Source organism: Streptomyces sp. NPDC103540 (assembly GCF_055584445.1).
In genome coordinates, this window is sequence record NZ_JBVJMA010000010.1 from 100002 (window position 1) to 115709 (window position 15708).

Annotated in this window: 15 protein-coding genes; 8 read left to right on the forward strand and 7 right to left on the reverse strand. The window is 73.5% G+C overall.

Going from position 1 to position 15708, the window contains the following annotated elements; translation table 11 throughout:
- Positions 1 to 35 precede the first annotated feature (35 nt).
- Positions 36 to 602: a GlcG/HbpS family heme-binding protein gene (locus ACZ6ZI_RS24295; protein WP_469524152.1), complete on the forward strand. Its 567-nt coding sequence runs from the start codon at positions 36 to 38 to the stop codon at positions 600 to 602.
- A gap of 59 nt (positions 603 to 661) precedes the next feature.
- A complete protein-coding gene (locus tag ACZ6ZI_RS24300; protein WP_469524154.1) occupies positions 662 to 2086 on the forward strand; it encodes a M1 family metallopeptidase in 1425 nt (474 codons plus the stop codon).
- A 56-nt stretch (positions 2087 to 2142) separates the two neighbouring features.
- Here ACZ6ZI_RS24300 and ACZ6ZI_RS24305 read toward each other — a convergent pair whose 3' ends face one another.
- Positions 2143 to 2658 (reverse strand): GNAT family N-acetyltransferase, encoded by a 516-nt coding sequence (locus ACZ6ZI_RS24305; RefSeq protein WP_363055524.1) that lies wholly within the window; start codon positions 2656 to 2658, stop codon positions 2143 to 2145.
- An 83-nt stretch (positions 2659 to 2741) separates the two neighbouring features.
- A complete protein-coding gene (locus tag ACZ6ZI_RS24310; protein WP_363055523.1) occupies positions 2742 to 3317 on the reverse strand; it encodes a TerD family protein in 576 nt (191 codons plus the stop codon).
- Between the two features lie 147 nt (positions 3318 to 3464).
- On the opposite strand from ACZ6ZI_RS24310, the gene arfB reads away from it, so the two are divergent.
- Positions 3465 to 3899, forward strand: a complete 435-nt coding sequence (gene arfB / locus ACZ6ZI_RS24315; protein ID WP_363055522.1) for an alternative ribosome rescue aminoacyl-tRNA hydrolase ArfB — start codon at positions 3465 to 3467, stop codon at positions 3897 to 3899.
- A 217-nt stretch (positions 3900 to 4116) separates the two neighbouring features.
- On the opposite strand, the gene ACZ6ZI_RS24320 is transcribed toward arfB, so the two are convergent.
- Positions 4117 to 4602 (reverse strand): flavin reductase family protein, encoded by a 486-nt coding sequence (locus tag ACZ6ZI_RS24320; protein ID WP_469524451.1) that lies wholly within the window; start codon positions 4600 to 4602, stop codon positions 4117 to 4119.
- A 391-nt stretch (positions 4603 to 4993) separates the two neighbouring features.
- Here ACZ6ZI_RS24320 and cdgB point away from each other — a divergent pair, with 391 nt between their 5' ends.
- Together cdgB and ACZ6ZI_RS24330 are read left to right on the forward strand one after the other, a co-directional pair.
- Entirely contained in the window at positions 4994 to 6832 is a 1839-nt protein-coding gene (cdgB, locus tag ACZ6ZI_RS24325; RefSeq protein WP_469524156.1) for a diguanylate cyclase CdgB, read from the forward strand.
- Between the two features lie 68 nt (positions 6833 to 6900).
- A complete protein-coding gene (locus ACZ6ZI_RS24330; RefSeq protein ID WP_469524158.1) occupies positions 6901 to 7959 on the forward strand; it encodes a CBM35 domain-containing protein in 1059 nt (352 codons plus the stop codon).
- Positions 7960 to 8071: 112 nt separating this feature from the next.
- Here ACZ6ZI_RS24330 and ACZ6ZI_RS24335 read toward each other — a convergent pair whose 3' ends face one another.
- From ACZ6ZI_RS24335 to ACZ6ZI_RS24345, 3 genes are all read right to left on the reverse strand, one after another.
- Positions 8072 to 9001, reverse strand: coding sequence for a 1-phosphofructokinase family hexose kinase (locus ACZ6ZI_RS24335; protein WP_469524160.1), 930 nt, complete (start codon positions 8999 to 9001; stop codon positions 8072 to 8074).
- A 211-nt stretch (positions 9002 to 9212) separates the two neighbouring features.
- Positions 9213 to 10364: an N-acetylglucosamine-6-phosphate deacetylase gene (nagA, locus tag ACZ6ZI_RS24340; RefSeq protein ID WP_469524162.1), complete on the reverse strand. Its 1152-nt coding sequence runs from the start codon at positions 10362 to 10364 to the stop codon at positions 9213 to 9215.
- Entirely contained in the window at positions 10364 to 11296 is a 933-nt protein-coding gene (locus tag ACZ6ZI_RS24345; protein ID WP_469524453.1) for an ROK family protein, read from the reverse strand. The genes nagA and ACZ6ZI_RS24345 overlap by 1 nt, the downstream gene beginning before the upstream one ends.
- 210 nt (positions 11297 to 11506) lie before the next feature.
- On the opposite strand from ACZ6ZI_RS24345, the gene ACZ6ZI_RS24350 reads away from it, so the two are divergent.
- From ACZ6ZI_RS24350 to otsB, 3 genes are read left to right on the forward strand one after another with little or no spacing between them, the layout of a single operon-like run.
- Entirely contained in the window at positions 11507 to 12811 is a 1305-nt protein-coding gene (locus ACZ6ZI_RS24350) for an ABC transporter substrate-binding protein (protein ID WP_469524164.1), read from the forward strand.
- 55 nt (positions 12812 to 12866) lie between these two features.
- Positions 12867 to 13175: a DUF3263 domain-containing protein gene (locus ACZ6ZI_RS24355; RefSeq protein ID WP_469524166.1), complete on the forward strand. Its 309-nt coding sequence runs from the start codon at positions 12867 to 12869 to the stop codon at positions 13173 to 13175.
- Positions 13176 to 13218: 43 nt separating this feature from the next.
- The gene (gene otsB, locus ACZ6ZI_RS24360; protein WP_469524168.1) at positions 13219 to 14067 is read left to right on the forward strand and encodes a trehalose-phosphatase; all 849 of its coding nucleotides are present in this window, start codon (positions 13219 to 13221) and stop codon (positions 14065 to 14067) included.
- A 98-nt stretch (positions 14068 to 14165) separates the two neighbouring features.
- Here otsB and ACZ6ZI_RS24365 read toward each other — a convergent pair whose 3' ends face one another.
- Positions 14166 to 15530, reverse strand: coding sequence for an alpha,alpha-trehalose-phosphate synthase (UDP-forming) (locus ACZ6ZI_RS24365; RefSeq protein ID WP_469524170.1), 1365 nt, complete (start codon positions 15528 to 15530; stop codon positions 14166 to 14168).
- Between the last annotated feature and the right edge of the window lie 178 nt (positions 15531 to 15708).

Here is a 15708-nt window from a genome sequence, read left to right on the forward strand (position 1 = left end):
GTCGAGCCGATGACCAGCCCCAGCCAGGAGCAGACATGAACATCCGCACCCGCGTCCTCACCGGTACCGCTCTCACCGGTACCGCTCTCGCCGTCGCCCTCGGGGCCGGCGCCTTCGGGGCCGTCAGCGCGAGCGCCACCCCCGCGCCGGAATCGGCCCCCGTCCAGGCGGCGGCGAAGAAGGACGACGACAAGAACTTCACCACCTCCACGCACCTCACCATCGACGCCGCGACCCGTGCCGCCCAGGCGGCGCTGGACGCGGCCGAGAAGGAGAACCAGAAGGTGACGGTCGCGGTCGTGGACCGCAACGGCAACACGGTCGTGACCCTGCGCGGTGACGGCGCCGGCCCGCAGTCCTACGAGTCGGCCCAGCGCAAGGCTTACACCGCCGTGTCCTGGAACGCCCCGACCTCGGTGCTCGCGGGTCGTCTCGCGCAGGCCCCGAACCTGAAGGACATCCCCGGCACCCTCTTCCTCGGCGGTGGCGTCCCGGTGCAGGCCAAGGGCGCGCCGGTGGCCGGCGTCGGCGTGGCCGGCGCTCCCAGCGGTGACCTGGACGAGAAGTTCGCCAAGGCGGGCGTCGACTCCCTCGGCAAGTAGGGGGACGGGCCGCGGTCGGTCCACGGGCGGGCCCCGCGCGCCCGCTTAGGATCGAACCCGTGGACCACCGCGCAGTGCCCCGTCTCGCCGCCCCCGCCGTCGCCGTCCTGCTCGCCCTCGCCGCTCTGGCGAGCGGGTGTACGGGCGCCACGGTGCAGGGGCGGCCCGGTGCGTCCGGGCTGCGGGACCCGTACTTCCCGCGGGCGGGCAACGGCGGCTACCAGGTCGAGCACTACGCCCTCGACCTGGACTACGACCCCGCCGACGGGGAGCTGCGCGGTACGGCGGTGTTGACGGCCCGTGCCGAGCAGGGGCTCAGTTCCTTCAACCTGGACCTCAGCGGGCTCAAGGTCGACGCGGTGCGGGTGGCGGGCGTCGCGGCCCGGTACAACCGCACCGGGAACGAGTTGACGGTGCGTCCGGCGGAGGACCTGAAGAAGGGCGAGGTCTTCCGTACGGAGGTCGAGTACCACGGCCGTCCGAAGCCCGTGGTGGATCCGGACGGGTCCGAGGAGGGCTGGATCACCACCGACGACGGGGCGGTGGCCGTCGGTGAGCCGGTCGGGTCGATGGGGTGGTTCCCGGGCAACCACCACCCGAGCGACAAGGCGACGTACGACGTCACCCTCACCGTGCCCGAGGGGTACGAGGCGGTGTCCAACGGTGAGTTGGCCTCGCGTACCGAGGTGGGGGAGGGGCGGACGGCGTTCGCCTGGCGCAGCCGCGAGCCGATGGCGAGCTACCTCGTCACCGCCGCGGTGGGGCCCTTCAAGGTGACGACGGGGAGCACCCCGTCCGGGGTCGCCGTCTACAACGCGGTCTCTCCCGAGGAGGAGGCCGGCAGTGCGGCGGCGCTGGCGAAGACCTCGGAGATCGTGGAGTGGGGCAGCGGGCGTTTCGGCCCGTACCCCTTCGGCACGGTCGGGGCGATCGTGATGCCGTCCGAGACGCTGGGGTACGCGTTGGAGACGCAGACCAAGCCGGTCTACTCGGGGGCGCCGGACGAGACGCTGGTCCTGCACGAGTTGGCGCACCAGTGGTTCGGGAACTCGGTGTCGCCGAAGTCCTGGAAGGACATGTGGCTCAACGAGGGCTTCGCGACGTACGCGGAGTGGTTGTGGGCGGAGGATCACGGCGGGGTGAGCGCGCAGCGTCGCTTCGAGGCCTTTCTGGCCGGTGACACGTCCGTGGATCCGGGCGCGGACGGTGACTGGGCGGCGTTTCCGCCGGCCGATCCGCCGGGCGCGGACCACATCTCCGACGGGCCGGTGTACGTGCGGGGGGCGATGGTGTTGCACCGGATCCGGCAGGAGGTCGGGGACGAGCGGTTCTTCGACCTGTTGCGGGGTTGGGCCGCGGACCACCGGCACGGCAACGCGAGCACGGCGGACTTCACGGCGTACGCGCAGCGGCGTACGGGGCACGACCTGAAGCGGGTCTGGGACGTGTGGTTGTACGGGGAGGGGCGCCCGAAGGCCCCGTAGCGGCCGGTCGCGGGGCGTCGCGGGGCGTCGCGGGTGCGCGGCCGGGGGCGCGGGGGTCAGAGGGGTTTGCGCAGCACGGTGCAGGGGCGGCCCCGTTCGCGGTCCCGGGCCTGCCGCAGGGGGGTGTAGCCCAGGGTGCGCCAGAAGGCGAGGCCGGTGGTGTTGGCCTCCAGTACGGCGAGCCGTACGCCGGTGCGTCCGGCGGCGCGGAAGCGGTCCTCGACCAGGCCGGCGACGGTGCGGCCGTGGCCCTCGCGGTGGGCGGTGGCGTCGACGAGCAGCAGGCCGATCCAGGGGTCCGGGTCCGCGGCGGCGGGGTCGGGGTGGTGCGCCAGGGTGACGGCCAGGGCGACGAGGCGGCCGGCGGAGCGGGCGAGGAGGACCTCGGCGCCTTCGTGGGCGAGCTCGTCGGCGAGGGCCGCGGCGACCTGCTCGACGGTGATGCGGCCCGGGTCGGGGAAGTCGCCGCTGAGCTCGAAGAACGCGTGGTTCGTCGCGTAGAGGGCGGCGATCTCGGTGAGGACCGGGCCGGGCAGGGCGCCGTCCGCGGGGACGAGCGGTTGGATGATCACCCGTCGAACGGTAGCGAAGCCCCCCGCCCGAGCGGGGCGGGGGGCTTCGCCGAGGTGTCGCCGGGGTGGGGCGATCGCCTGGATCAGACGTTGACGCCGAAGTCCTGGGCGATGCCGGTGAGGCCGGAGGCGTACCCCTGGCCGACCGCGCGGAACTTCCACTCCGCGCCGTTGCGGTAGAGCTCGCCGAAGACCATGGCGGTCTCGGTGGCGGCGTCCTCGGAGAGGTCGTAGCGGGCGATCTCGGCGCCGCCGGCCTGGTTCACGACGCGGATGTAGGCGTTGCGGACCTGGCCGAAGTTCTGGCTGCGGGCCTCGGCGTCGTAGATCGAGACCGGGAAGACGATCTTGTCGACGTCGGCGGGCAGGCCGGCGAGGTTGACGTTGATGGCCTCGTCGTCGCCCGCGCCCTCGCCGGTGCGGTTGTCACCGGTGTGCACGATGGTCTGGTCCGGGGTGGACTTGTTGTTGAAGAACACGAAGTGGCCGTCCGAGACGACCTTGCCCGTGGGGTTGACCGCGATGGCGGAGGCGTCCAGGTCGAAGTCGACACCGGTCGTCGTACGGACGTCCCAGCCCAGGCCGACCGTGACGGCGCTGAGGCCCGGGGCCTCCTTCGTGAGCGAGACGTTGCCGCCCTTGGACAGGCTTACTGCCATTTTGACTGGTGTCCCTTCCTCGTCACATGACCTCGATGTGGGGTCAAGTTACCGCTGTCCTTCATAACGCGGGGAGGGGGCCGTCAGGTTCCGACGGGGCCGACCGGCCCGGAAATATGGGTGACGGCCGGCCGACGGGGGCCGATGATGGGGGGCATGCCTGGTCCCTATGTCATCCGCGGTTCCGTCGTGCTCCCCGAGCGGGAGCTCGCCTGGCGTTTCTCGCGTTCCTCGGGGCCGGGCGGGCAGCACGTGAACACCTCGGACTCGCGGGCGGAGCTGTTGTTCGACCTGGCGGCGACGAACGCGCTGCCGGAGGTGTGGAAGGCGAGGGCCCTGGAGCGGTTGGCGTCCCGCCTGGTGGACGGGGTGGTGACGGTACGGGCCTCCGAGCACCGCTCGCAGCTGCGCAACCGGGAGATGGCGATGGTGCGGCTGGCCTCGCTGCTCGCGGAGGCGACGGCGCCACCGCCGAAGGCCCGCCGGGCCACGAAGATCCCCCGCGGCATCAACGAACGACGGCTGCGGGAGAAGAAGGCCCGCGCCGAGACGAAGCGGGGCCGCACCGGCCGCGACTGGTGACCGACCCGCCGCGCCGGTGACCCGCCGGACGACGGCCGGACGACGGCCGGGCCGCTCCTCTTGATCCGTACGCCGCTCCTCGTGCCCCGCACGCCGCGCCTCTTGATCCGTACGCCGCGACGGGCGATGCCGGGACGGGCGACGCCGGGACGGGCGACGCCGGGACGGGCGACGCCGCGGCCGGTGGCGCCGCGGCCGTGAGCCGTGGCGTCCGGTCCTACGGGGCCAGGTGCCGGTAGCGGCCGCGGAAGTAGGTCAGCGGCGGCGCCTCCGGGGTGGGCACGGCGGCGCGCAGGACGCGGCCGATCACCAGGGTGTGGTCCCCGGCCGGGACGCGGGACTCCGTCCGGCACTCCAGCGTGGCCAGCGCGTCCGTCATCAGCAGCGCCCCCGACACCTCGCCCCGTACGTGCGGCAGGTTCTCGAACAGCAGCCGGTCGCTGATCCGGTTCTTCATGGCGAACCGTCCCGCGACCTGGACCTGGCCCTCCGCGAGGACCGACACCGCCCACAGCGGCTGCTCCGCCAGCAGGTCGTCCATCCGGGACCCCTCCCGGACGCTGACCAGCACCAGCGGGGGTTCCAGCGACACCGACACGAACGCGGTGGCGGTCATCCCGACGTCCTCCCCACGCGGCCCGCCGGCCGTCAGGGGCGGTTCGTGCGCGGTGATCAGGCACACGCCCGCGGCCAGTCGGGACATGGCGGCCCGGAACTCGTCGTTGCTCACCCCCTCAGGATGGGGGGTGACGGTCGGTGCTGCGGTCGTATCAACGGTCGTGTTCGGCACGACCCGAACGCTAGTGCCGAACGCGCGCCGGGCACATCGGGCCGAGGTCCGAGCCGCGCCCCACCTCCCGTCCTAGGCCCCCGGGCGTATCGTTTGCTCGCGAGAACGAGCGGGAGCGCTCCCACCCAACACCGCCCGCAGCGCGCCCTGTTATTCATCTCATGTGACTTGAGTCACAGAGAGCAAGATTTGTTGACCCTGTGTACGTGCCGCGCAGCTCACTGTGATTCAGTGGACGGGACACCGCAACGAAACGCCGATGACAAACCTGGAGTTGCTGTCGAGGTCTCGGGGAGAGCGAGCAATGGAGACCGAGTCGGAGCCGTACGTCCGTCTTGCGACCTTGCGGCAGCTGCACCAGGTGGTGGCCGAGCTCAACACCGCCCGGAGCCTGGCCGACACCCTTCAGACCGTCGTCGACGGCATCGTGAAGGGCCTCGGATACGAACTCGCCTGTGTCAATCTCGTACGCCCCGACGGAGACCTCGTCGTCGCCGCCTTCGCAGGTGACCCGGCCGCCGAGGCGCTGATCACCGGCCGCGTCGGATCGCGCCCCTCCTGGGAACGCCGGCTGGCCATGGGCGAGGACTGGGACGGCCTGCGCTTCATCCCGCACACCGAGGGCTGGGTCCTGCTGGAGGACGACGTGCCCCAGTGGCACACCGACGGCCCCGACCCGCGGTTCGAGGACGAATGGCATCCCGAGGACCGCCTCTACGCCCCCATGTACGCGACGGGCGGGGAACTTCTGGGTGTCATCTCGGTGGACAGACCGCGCAACGGGCGCCGCCCCGGCGCGTGGGGGCGCGAGGCGCTCCAGATGTACGCCTTCCAGGCGGCGATTGCGATCAGCAACGCGCGGCTGCGCGCGAACATGCAGCGCGCCCTGGTCCGGCTGGAGCGCGAGCAGCAGGCGCTGCGCGCCAGCGAGGAGTCGTTCCGGCAGGCCTTCGAGTACGCGCCCAGCGGCATGGCCATCGCCGAGATGGGCGGCGACCAGCACGGCCGGCTGCTGCGCACCAACGACGCGCTCTGTCGCCTGCTCGGCCGCCCCGCCTCCGTGCTGCGCCGCTACTCCTTCTCCGACCTCGTCCACCCCGAGGACATCGGCACCCTGCTGCGCACCTCCGCCGAGGGCGGTCGGGCCGAGCTGCGCCTCGGGCGGCGCGACGGCACGTACGTGTGGGTCTCGCTGCGCAACTCCGTCGTCGCCGACGCGGCCGACGGCCCCCGCTTCCTCTTGACGCACGTCGAGGACATCGAGGAACGCAAACGGCACGAGCTCCAGCTCGCGCACCGCGCCAGCCACGACTCCCTGACCGGCCTGCCCAACAGCGCCGAGCTGCGCGCCCGCCTCGGCGCCCGCCTGTGCAGGCGGCCCCAGTCCTCCGCGCGGGCCACCGCCGTCGAGGCCCTGGACGCGGCCTTCGAGGCACGCCCCGGCGCGGCCGCCGGCACCGGGGAACACGGCGGATACGGCGGCCACCCCGGATACGGCGGCCACCCCGGTTACCCCGGATACGGCGAGGGCGCGGGCGCCGATCCGCACACGGGCCCGGGCGAGGCGGCGGCCGGCTACCCCGGGACGGCCGGCTACCCCGGGGCCGGCGGCTATCCCGGGACCGGCGGGGACCCCTTCGACTTCCCCGGCGCCGTGCCGACGGGCAGCCCGGACCGGGTGGACGGCGGGCCGTACGACCACCACGTGCACACCGTCGCGCCCTCCACGGACATCGACGACGGCACGAAGGGGCTCGCGGTGCTCTTCTGCGACCTCGACGGCTTCAAGTCGATCAACGACCGGTTCGGGCACCACACGGGCGACGCGGTCCTGATCGAGGTGGCCCGACGGTTGACGACCTGCGTCAGGGACGGTGACACCGTCGCCCGGCTGGGTGGTGACGAGTTCGTCGTCCTCGCCGACGGGCTGGGCGCGGCGGACGCCGCCGATCTCGCCGTGCGGCTGCGCAACGCGATCATCCCGCCGATCCGCGTGGACGGCCGGGCGGTCCGCGTGGGGGCGAGTTTCGGGATCGGCTGGGCGAGCTGCGGGATGTCCGCGGACGAGGTGCTGCGCTCGGCCGACCAGCGGATGTACATCGAGAAGCGGTCCCGCTCCAAGGCGCACCGTCGCGCCGGCTGAGTGGAACGGCCACCCGTGGGTGCACGTGTTCGGGGTAGGCTCCCGGGGGTCGAAAGGAGTGACCTGCGATGACGACGCCCGCGAACAACGGCCCGCACGGTGGGGCGAACCAGCCCGAGGACGACGATCCGTTCGGCTACCTCTACGCGGACGGCCAGGCCGCCGGAGCCACCCCGCCCGGTCAGGGCGGTGGATACGGCTACCCGGGCCCGACGGGCGCAGGGCAGCCCGGGGTCCAGCCCGGCGTGCCCCGTACCTCCTACAACCAGGTCCGCACCGTCGGCGAGCGGACGTACGGCGGCCAGCGCGGGGCGGTGCCGCCCCAGCAGCAGGGTCCGGCCTACCAGGCGCAGTACCAGGCCCCCGAGGCCCTCCAGGCCGGTGGGTACGGCGTTCCCCAGCAGCAGCAGTACTCCCAGCCGACCCCGGCCCCGCGTGGCGGCGGTCACGGCGGCGGCGGGCGCGGTGCGCGCGGCGCGGGCGGCGGGTCCAGCCGCAAGGGCCTGATCATCGCGGCGGTCGCCGTGGTCGGTGCGATCGGCATCGGCATCGGCGCGGCGGTGGTCTTCGGCAAGGACAACGACAAGGACAAGGGCAAGGACCAGGCCGCCTCCCAGTCGGGGCAGCCGGTGCCGCCGAAGCAGGACCCGTCCGCCCCGCAGAACTCGGCCTCGCCCGAGGCCTCGCAGGTCCCGCTCCCCAAGGGGGAGGCGGCCGGCAGCGGCATGGCGCTGACCGGTGGCGCGCTGCTCCAGAACTCCGTTCCGGGTTCGAAGAGTTCCGGCGGCCAGTACGTCGGCAACTTCAACCAGACGGGCGCCGCGCTGACCTGGACCGCGGACGTGCCCGAGGGCGGCGAGTACACGCTGCACGTCAACTACGCGGTGCCGGGCAAGGACGCGAAGGTCACGCTGACGGTCAACGGGCAGAGCCCGACGCAGTCGCTGAACCTGGCCAACTTCTCCAAGGCCGAGGCCGGCGCCTGGGACAAGGGCTGGACCCGGACCTTCGCCTTCATCACCCTCAAGAAGGGCACGAACACGATGAAGATCTCGTGTGAGGCCGGCAACCAGTGCGAGGCCATATTCGACCAGCTGCGCCTGGGCTCGGGCTGGTCCCGGGGCTGACGGCCGCCGGCCCGCCGGCGACGGACGCGACGAGGGGGAGACGCACCGGGTGCGTCTCCCCCTCCGTCGTTCCCGCGCAGGTCGTTCCCGCGCCGGTCGCCTCGGGCGCGGGCTACGGGGCCGGCAGCGGGACGGCCGTGATCTGCGGGGCGATCTCCTCGTAGGTGCCGGGGTCGAAGTCGCCGGCGGTGGCGGAGCGGACGGTGGCCGCCGAGAGGGCGACCGCGCGGGTCAGGCGCGCGGGCCAGGGGAGGTCCTCGGCGAGGCCCGACAGGAGGCCGGCCACCGCGGAGTCGCCCGCGCCGGTCGGGTTGCCGGACAGGGGGCGCGGCGGGGCCGCCCGCCAGGTGCCGTCGGGGGTGGCGGCGAGGAGTCCGGCGGGGCCCAGGGAGGTGACCACCGCGTGCGCGCCGCGCCGGCGTGCGGCGCGGGTGGCGGGGAGCGGGTCGCGGGAGCCGGTGAGTTCGGCCAGTTCGGTGGCGTTCGGCTTGATGATCTCCGGTCGGGCGGCGACTCCCCGGCGCAGGGCCTCGCCGCTGGTGTCGAGGAGCACCGGGGCGGCGCCGGCCGCGCGGGCGGCGCGGACGAGGAGCGCGTAGGCGCCGACGGGTACGCCGGGAGGGAGGCTGCCGCACAGGGCGACCGCGCGGGCGCTCGCGGCGAGTTCGGTGTAGCGGTGGAGGAAGGCGGCCCATTCGGCGGGGTCGATCTGGGGGCCGGGTTCGTTGAACTGCGTGGTGTCGCCGGTGGTTTCGTCGACCACGGCCAGGGTGCGGCGGGTGGCGCCCGCGCAGGGGACGAGGGCGTCGACGACGCCCGTGCCGTCGGCCAGGAGTTCGCGGACGAGGGCGCCGGTCGGTCCGCCCGCGAAGCCCGTGGCCGTCACCTCGTGGCCGAGCGCGGCGAGGACCCGGGCCACGTTCAGGCCCTTTCCGCCGGGGCGTTCGGTGACACCGGTGACCCGGTGGGAGGTGTGCGGGAGCAGTCGCGGCACCCGGTGGGTGACGTCGAGTGCGGTGTTGAGCGTCACGGTGAGGATCATGGTCAGCCCCGGTCTCGGTGAATGCCGGGATCATGCCAAATACGGGGCGGCGGGCCCAGTCCCGTGGGCCCGCCGCCCCGTTCGGTACGGCCGAAAGCCGCCGAAAGGCAGCCGAAAGGACGCCGGTCGCCCGCCGGTCGCCCGCCGACCGGGCGCACCGGTGGCGCGGCGGTGGTGCCCCGGTGGCTCCGTCGGTCGGCGAAGGGGCCGGTCAGGCGGTCGGCTTGACGATCCATTCGCCGCGCCGCATGACTCCCTTGAGGTCGAAGGCCTCGTCGAGGACGACGAGGTCGGCGTACTTGCCGGGGTCCAGCGAGCCGACCTCGTCGTAGAGGCCGATGAGCTTGGCCGGGTTGGCGGAGATCGCCTGGACCACGGATTCCACGGGCAGCCGGTCGACGGTGACGGACCGCTTGAAGGCGGTGTCCAGGGTGAGGGTGGAGCCGGCGATGGAGCCGCCCTCCACGAGGCGGGCGACGCCCTGCTTGACCTCGACCTCCAGCGGGCCGAGGTGGTAGATCCCGTCGCCGAAGCCGGCCGCGTCCATCGCGTCGGTGATCAGCGCGACGCGGTGGGCGCCCGCGTGGTGGAAGGCCAGCTCCAGCATGGCGGGGTGCAGGTGGGTGCCGTCGTTGATGAGCTCGACGGTGACCCGCTCGTCCTCCAGCAGCGCCGCGATCGGGCCGGGCGCGCGGTGTTCGAGGCCCGGCATGGCGTTGTAGAGGTGCGTGGCGACGGTGGCGCCGGCGTCGATGGCCTGGCGGGTCTGGTCGTAGGTGGAGTCCGTGTGGCCGATGGCGGCGATGACGCCGTGCTCGGCGAGCAGGCGTACGGAGTCCAGTCCGCCGGGCAGTTCGGTGGCGAGGGTGAACATGCGGGCGGCGCCGTGCGCGGCGTCGACGAGCTTGCGGACCTCGGCCGGGTCGGGGTCGCGCAGCAGGTCCTCCTTGTGCGCGCCCTTGCGGCAGGCGTTGATGAAGGGGCCCTCGAAGTGGATGCCGGCGATCTCGCCCGCCTGCGTCAGTTCGGCGAGCAGGGCGGCGCGGCGGGCCAGTTCGTCGAGTTCGCCGGTGACGGTGGAGGCGACGAGGGTGGTGGTGCCGTGTTCGCGGTGGGTGCGGACGCCCTGGAGGACCTCCTCGGCGGTGCCGGAGGTGAAGGAGGCGCCGCCGCCGCCGTGGTTGTGCATGTCGACGAAGCCGGGGACGATCCAGTGCCCCGAGAGGTCGACGACGTCGGCGCCCTCGTGGGCGCTGCCGGCGATCCGGGCGCCCTCGACGATGACCCTGCCGTTGGCGACGGTCCCGGTGGGCAGCACCACCCTGGCGCCGGAGAGAACGGTGCTGTGTGCGCTTCCGGACATCAGGCAGGTACCTCCGTGGCGAGTAGGTCCCAGGCGAGCAGCCCTGCGCCCAGGCATCCGGCCGTGTCCCCGAGGGCCGCCGGAACGATCTCGGGCAGTCGTTGGAACGTCACGCGTTCCTCGACGGCCGTCCGTAGTGGTGTGAACAAGGTTTCCCCCGCCTCGGCGAGCCCGCCACCGATGATCAGCGTGCGGGGGTCCAGCAGGGTGATCGCCGTGACGAGGCCGTCGGCGAGCGCGCCGATGGCGGCCAGCCACACCTCGCGGGCCCGGGCGTCGCCGGACTCGACGGCCTTGGCGCAGTCCGCCGCGTCCGCCTCGGGGTCGCCGGAGGCGGCGGCCCAGGCGCGGGAGACGGCGGAGGCGGAGGCGAGGGTCTCCAGGCAGCCGCGCTGCCCGCAGCCGCACTCGGGTCCGCCGGGGCGGACCACGATGTGCCCGATCTCGCCGGCGTAGCCGTGGGCGCCGGCCTCGATGAGGCCGGCGATCCCGATGGCGCCGGCGATGCCGGTGCCGAGGGGGACGAAGAGGAAACGGTCGGCGCCCTGTCCGGCGCCGATGCGGCCTTCGGCGAGCCCGCCCGTGCGCACGTCGTGGCCGAGGGCCACGGGGATGCCTCCGAGGCGTCTGCTGAGCATGTCGCGCAGCGGTACGTCGCGCCAGCCGAGGTTCGCCGCGTAGACGGCGATCCCCGCTTCGGCGTCGACGATGCCGGGTACGGCGACGCCGGCGGCCGAGGCGGTCGCCCCGAAGCGTTCGGCGCCGAGTTCGAGGAGTTCGGTGGCGAAGTCGAGGATCGTCTCGACGACGGCCTCCGCGCCCCGGGAGCGACCGGTGGCGCGGCGTGCCTCGTGCAGCAGGGTGCCGTCGCCGGCGATGAGGGCGGCCTTCATCCCGGTGCCGCCCACATCGAGGGCGATGACGTGTTTCACGGGTTTCACAGAGGACAGTCTCGCGTGCTCGGCGGGGAAAGGTCTAGTCCAATGGGGGGAATTGTTGAGTGACCATACAAATCAGGACCGCTCTCCGGACACGGTCCGGACACAGTCCGCGCGTGACGGCGTTCCGGATGTGGAGGCGACGGCAAAGTGGTGTAGACCTTACGTCGAATCGTACGTACAACAAGGGGTGGATCGAGAACCGTGAAGGGCCGTTACCTGAGCCTGGCCGCCACCGGGGCCGTGCTGTGCCTGACCGCCGTGACGCTGACCGGTTGCGGAACCGTGTCGGGTCTCACGGGGGACAACGAGGTGACCCTCCGGGTCGTGGCGGCCGACTACGGCGACAATCCGCAGAACTCCTCCGCCGGCTACTGGAAGGACCTCGCCGCGTCCTTCGAGAAGGACAACCCGAACGTCCACGTCGAGGTCAGCGTCTACTCCTGGTCCGAGGTCGACGCCAAGGTCGCCGCCATGGTCAAGGAGGGCAAGGCCCCCGACATCGCGCAGATCGGCGCCTACGCCGACTACGCGGAGGCCGGCAAGCTCTACACCACCGACGAACTGCTCTCCGTCACCACCGAGGCCGACTTCCTCGGGCCCCTGGCCGACGCCGGCAAGGTCAAGCGCGTCCAGTACGGCATGCCCTTCGTCGCCAGCACCCGCCTGCTCTTCTACAACCAGAAGCTGCTCGGCGACGCCGGCGTCATACCCAAGGACAGCACCGCGCCCTGGCAGCCGAAGACCTGGGCGGACCTGGAGGCGGCGGCCAAGAAGCTGAAGACCGCCGGCGTCCCCACCCCCTTCGCCGTGCCGCTGGGCCGCGAGGAGGCCCAGGCCGAGTCGATGATGTGGATGCTCTCCGGCGGCGGTGGCTACACCGACAACGAGGACGCCTACCAGATCGACTCCCCGGAGAACGTGAAGGCCTTCGAGTTCCTGCGCGACAAGCTGGTCGGCCAGGGCCTGACCGGCCCCGTCGAGCCCGGCAAGCTGGACCGCCAGGCCGCCTTCGACGCCTTCACGCGCGGCGAGGTCGGCATGCTCAACGGCCACCCCACGCTGCTCAAGCAGGCCGCCGGCAAGGGCGTGAAGTTCGGCATGGTCCAGCCGCCCACCGTCGACGGCACCGACCACTCCGCGATGGGCGTCGCCGACTGGGTCATGGCCTTCAAGAACGGCCACCGCAAGGAGTCCGGGAAGTTCCTGGACCACCTCTTCTCCGCGAAGAACGTGACCGCCTTCACCAACAAGTACGACCTCCTGCCGGTCACCACCAGTGGCTACCGGGCCATGGAGGCCAGTTCGGGCGGCTCCGCCGCCCAGCTGAAGACCTTCCTCGCCGCCCTGCCGAACTCCAAGCTGTACCCGGTCGGCAAGAAGTCCTGGGCCGGCGTCAGCGAGGACGTGAAGCAGAACATCGGACAGGTCGTCCAGCCCGGCGGGAACCCCGGGAAGGTCCTGGAGGAGATCGCGCTCAAGGCCCGCAAGGCCGACGGCGACCGCTGAACCGACCCCCGCCGCCCCCGCCGGCGCTGTCGGCGCCCGCCGTTAATCTGGCCGTATGACGGACGACGGGCGCGAGGAAGCGGAGACGGGGGCGGGAGCGGCGGCAGGGGCGGGAGCGGGGCCGGGAGCGCCCGGGCCCGCCGCGCTGACCGCCGTCGAGACCGCCGTACTGGCGTACGAAGCCCGTACCTGGCCCGGCCCCGGCGCCAAGGAACGGGCGATACGCGAGGGCCTCGGCCTGACCCCCGTGCGGTACTACCAGCTGCTCAACGCCTTGATGGACGATCCACGCGCGCTCGAACACGCCCCGGGCACCGTCAACCGCCTCCGGCGCATCCGCGAGGGCCGGCGGGCCCGCCGCTGAGAAGGGGTGGGCGTCCCCGCCCGACCCCGGTAGGGTCGAACGCATGGGGAGCCATCCGCACGATCCGCCGATGCCCGTGCCCACCACCGCGGCCGGCCGCGAGGGACTCGAAGCCCTCCTCCGCGCACCGCGCGGGGCCGTGATCGCCCTCGACTTCGACGGCACCCTCGCCGACATCGTCCCCGACCCCGACCAGGCCCGCGCCCACCCCGACGCCGTCGCCGCGCTCGCCGCCCTGGCCCCGAAGGTCGCCGCGGTCGCCGTCGTCACCGGCCGGCCCGCCGGCGTCGCCGTCCGCCACGGGGGCTTCGCCGGAGTACCCGGCCTCGAACACCTCGTGGTCCTCGGCCACTACGGCGCCGAACGCTGGGACGCCGTCAGCGGCATCGTCCACGCACCCGCCGAACACCCGGGCGTCGCCGCCGTACGCGCCGAACTGCCCGGCTTCCTCGACACGATCGGCGCCTGGCGCGGCACCTGGATCGAGGAGAAGGGCCGGGCGCTCGCCGTCCACACCCGCCGCGCCCAGGACCCCGAAGGGGCCTTCGCGGCCCTGCGTGAACCCCTCACCGAGCTGGCCGCCCGCCACGGGCTCATGGTCGAGCCGGGCCGGGCCGTCCTGGAACTGCGCCCGCCCGGCATGGACAAGGGCGTCGCCCTGACCGAGTTCCTCCAGGAGCGCGGCGCCGAGGCCGTCCTCTACGCGGGCGACGACCTCGGCGACCTCGCCGCCTACTCCGCCGTCGAGAAGCGCCGCGCCGACGGCCTGCCCGGCCTGCTCGTGTGCAGCGGCTCCGCCGAGGTCCCGGAACTGGCCTCCCGCGCCGACCTCGTCCTGTCCGGCCCCTCCGAGGTCGTCGCCCTCCTCGCCGCGCTGGCCGCCGCGCTCTGATACGCCGCCCGCCCCGGGCACCCGCCGAGCCGCCCGCCCCGGGCACCCGCCGAGCCGCCCGCCGTGGGCGCCCGAGGACGGGCGCCCACCCGCGGCGCTCAGCGCCCGAGCGCCGCCAGCTGCGCCTCGAACCAGGTCGCCGGCGGCAGCGCCGTGGCCGCCGCCGCCAGCCGCTTCGTCCGCTCCGCCCGCTCCGGGGCCGGCATCGTCAGGGCCTCGTGCAGGGCCTGCGCCGTCCGCGAGACGTCGTACGGATTCACGGTCAGCGCGTCCGCGCGCAGTTCCTCGTACGCCCCCGCACCCGTGGACAGGACCAGCGCGCAACCGGCCTCCGACACCACCGGGATCTCCTTCGCGACCAGGTTCATCCCGTCGCGCACCGGGTTGACCAGGGCCACGTCCGCCAGCCGGTACGCGGCCAGCGAGCGCGCGAAGTCGTCCTCGACCGAGACCAGCACCGGCTGCCAGCCGGGCACGGCGAACTCCTCGTTGATCTCCGCCGCCAGCTCCCGCACCGCCGCGGTGTAGGAGCGGTAGACCTCCAGGTCCTGCCGCGAGGGGTAGGCGGACGCCAGGTGCACCACCCGCTCGCGCCACTCGGGCCGGGTCACGAGCAGCTCCCGGTAGGCCAGCAGCCCGCGCAGGATGTTCTTCGACAGCTCGGTGCGGTCCACGCGGACGATCGTCCTGCGCCCGCCCACCTCCGCCCGCAGCGCCGCCAGCTTCTCGTCCACCTCCGGCCGGTGCGCCAGCGCCCGCAGGTCGTCGCCGTCCACGCCCAGCGGGAACACCGCCGGCTTCGAGCCCGCGGCGGCCGCGCCCGCCCCGGCCCGGAAGGCCTCCGCCCACGCCTCGGTGTGGAAGCCCACCACGTCCGCGCCGAGCATCCCCTCCACAAGCCGCGCGCGCACGTCGTCCGGGAGCATCCCGAGGAAGTCGGGCGAGGCCCACGGGGTGTGCGTGAAGTGCGCGATCCGCAGGTCGGGCCGCAGCGCGCGCAGGGCGCCCGGGACCAGCGCCAGGTGGTAGTCCTGCACCAGGACGGCCGCCCCCTCGGCGGCCTCCTCGGCCAGGGCGCGGGCGAAGGCGTCGTTGTAGGCGACGTAGGAGTCCCAGCGGCGCCGGAACTCCGCGTCGAAGACCGGCTCGCGCGGCACGTCGTACAGGTGGTGGTGGGTGAACCACAGCACCGAGTTCGCGATGCCGTTGTACGCGTCGTCGTAGGTCCCCGGATCGATGTCCAGCATCCGCACGCCCGGCTCGGCCACCCCCCGCCGGACCGCCTCGCGGTCGGCGTCGGACAGGGCCGCGCAGATCCACAGGGCCTCCGGCTGCCGGGCGAGCGCGGCGGAGAGGCCGGAGACGAGACCGCCCCCGCCGCGCCGGGCGGTGAGCGTGCCGTCGGCGGCGAGGGCGTACGAGAGCGGGCCGCGGTTGGCGGCGACGAGTACCTGAGAAGCCATGTCGCGAACCTAGCCCGGGGCACCCGCGCTCAAACTCGTGTACGTCTCGTGCCCCCGCTCCGTGCACCCGGCCGCGCCCGAGCGGCGCGCCCCCGCCGCGTGCACCGGTCCGGTCCGGTCCGCGCCCGCGCCGGTGACGCGCCGGGGCCGGTCCGGCGACCAGCCGGGGCACGGGCCG

What these genes read in the sequence shown, in the direction of transcription:
- ACZ6ZI_RS24295 (WP_469524152.1), top strand. Translation starts at nt 36, where the DNA reads ATGAACATCCGCACCCGCGTCCTCACCGGTACCGCTCTCACCGGTACC.
- ACZ6ZI_RS24310 (WP_363055523.1), bottom strand. Translation starts at nt 3,317, where the DNA reads ATGGCAGTAAGCCTGTCCAAGGGCGGCAACGTCTCGCTCACGAAGGAG.
- arfB (WP_363055522.1), top strand. Translation starts at nt 3,465, where the DNA reads ATGGGGGGCATGCCTGGTCCCTATGTCATCCGCGGTTCCGTCGTGCTC.
- ACZ6ZI_RS24320 (WP_469524451.1), bottom strand. Translation starts at nt 4,602, where the DNA reads ATGTCCCGACTGGCCGCGGGCGTGTGCCTGATCACCGCGCACGAACCG.
- cdgB (WP_469524156.1), top strand. Translation starts at nt 4,994, where the DNA reads ATGGAGACCGAGTCGGAGCCGTACGTCCGTCTTGCGACCTTGCGGCAG.
- ACZ6ZI_RS24330 (WP_469524158.1), top strand. Translation starts at nt 6,901, where the DNA reads ATGACGACGCCCGCGAACAACGGCCCGCACGGTGGGGCGAACCAGCCC.
- ACZ6ZI_RS24335 (WP_469524160.1), bottom strand. Translation starts at nt 9,001, where the DNA reads ATGATCCTCACCGTGACGCTCAACACCGCACTCGACGTCACCCACCGG.
- nagA (WP_469524162.1), bottom strand. Translation starts at nt 10,364, where the DNA reads ATGTCCGGAAGCGCACACAGCACCGTTCTCTCCGGCGCCAGGGTGGTG.
- ACZ6ZI_RS24355 (WP_469524166.1), top strand. Translation starts at nt 12,867, where the DNA reads ATGACGGACGACGGGCGCGAGGAAGCGGAGACGGGGGCGGGAGCGGCG.
- otsB (WP_469524168.1), top strand. Translation starts at nt 13,219, where the DNA reads ATGGGGAGCCATCCGCACGATCCGCCGATGCCCGTGCCCACCACCGCG.
- ACZ6ZI_RS24365 (WP_469524170.1), bottom strand. Translation starts at nt 15,530, where the DNA reads ATGGCTTCTCAGGTACTCGTCGCCGCCAACCGCGGCCCGCTCTCGTAC.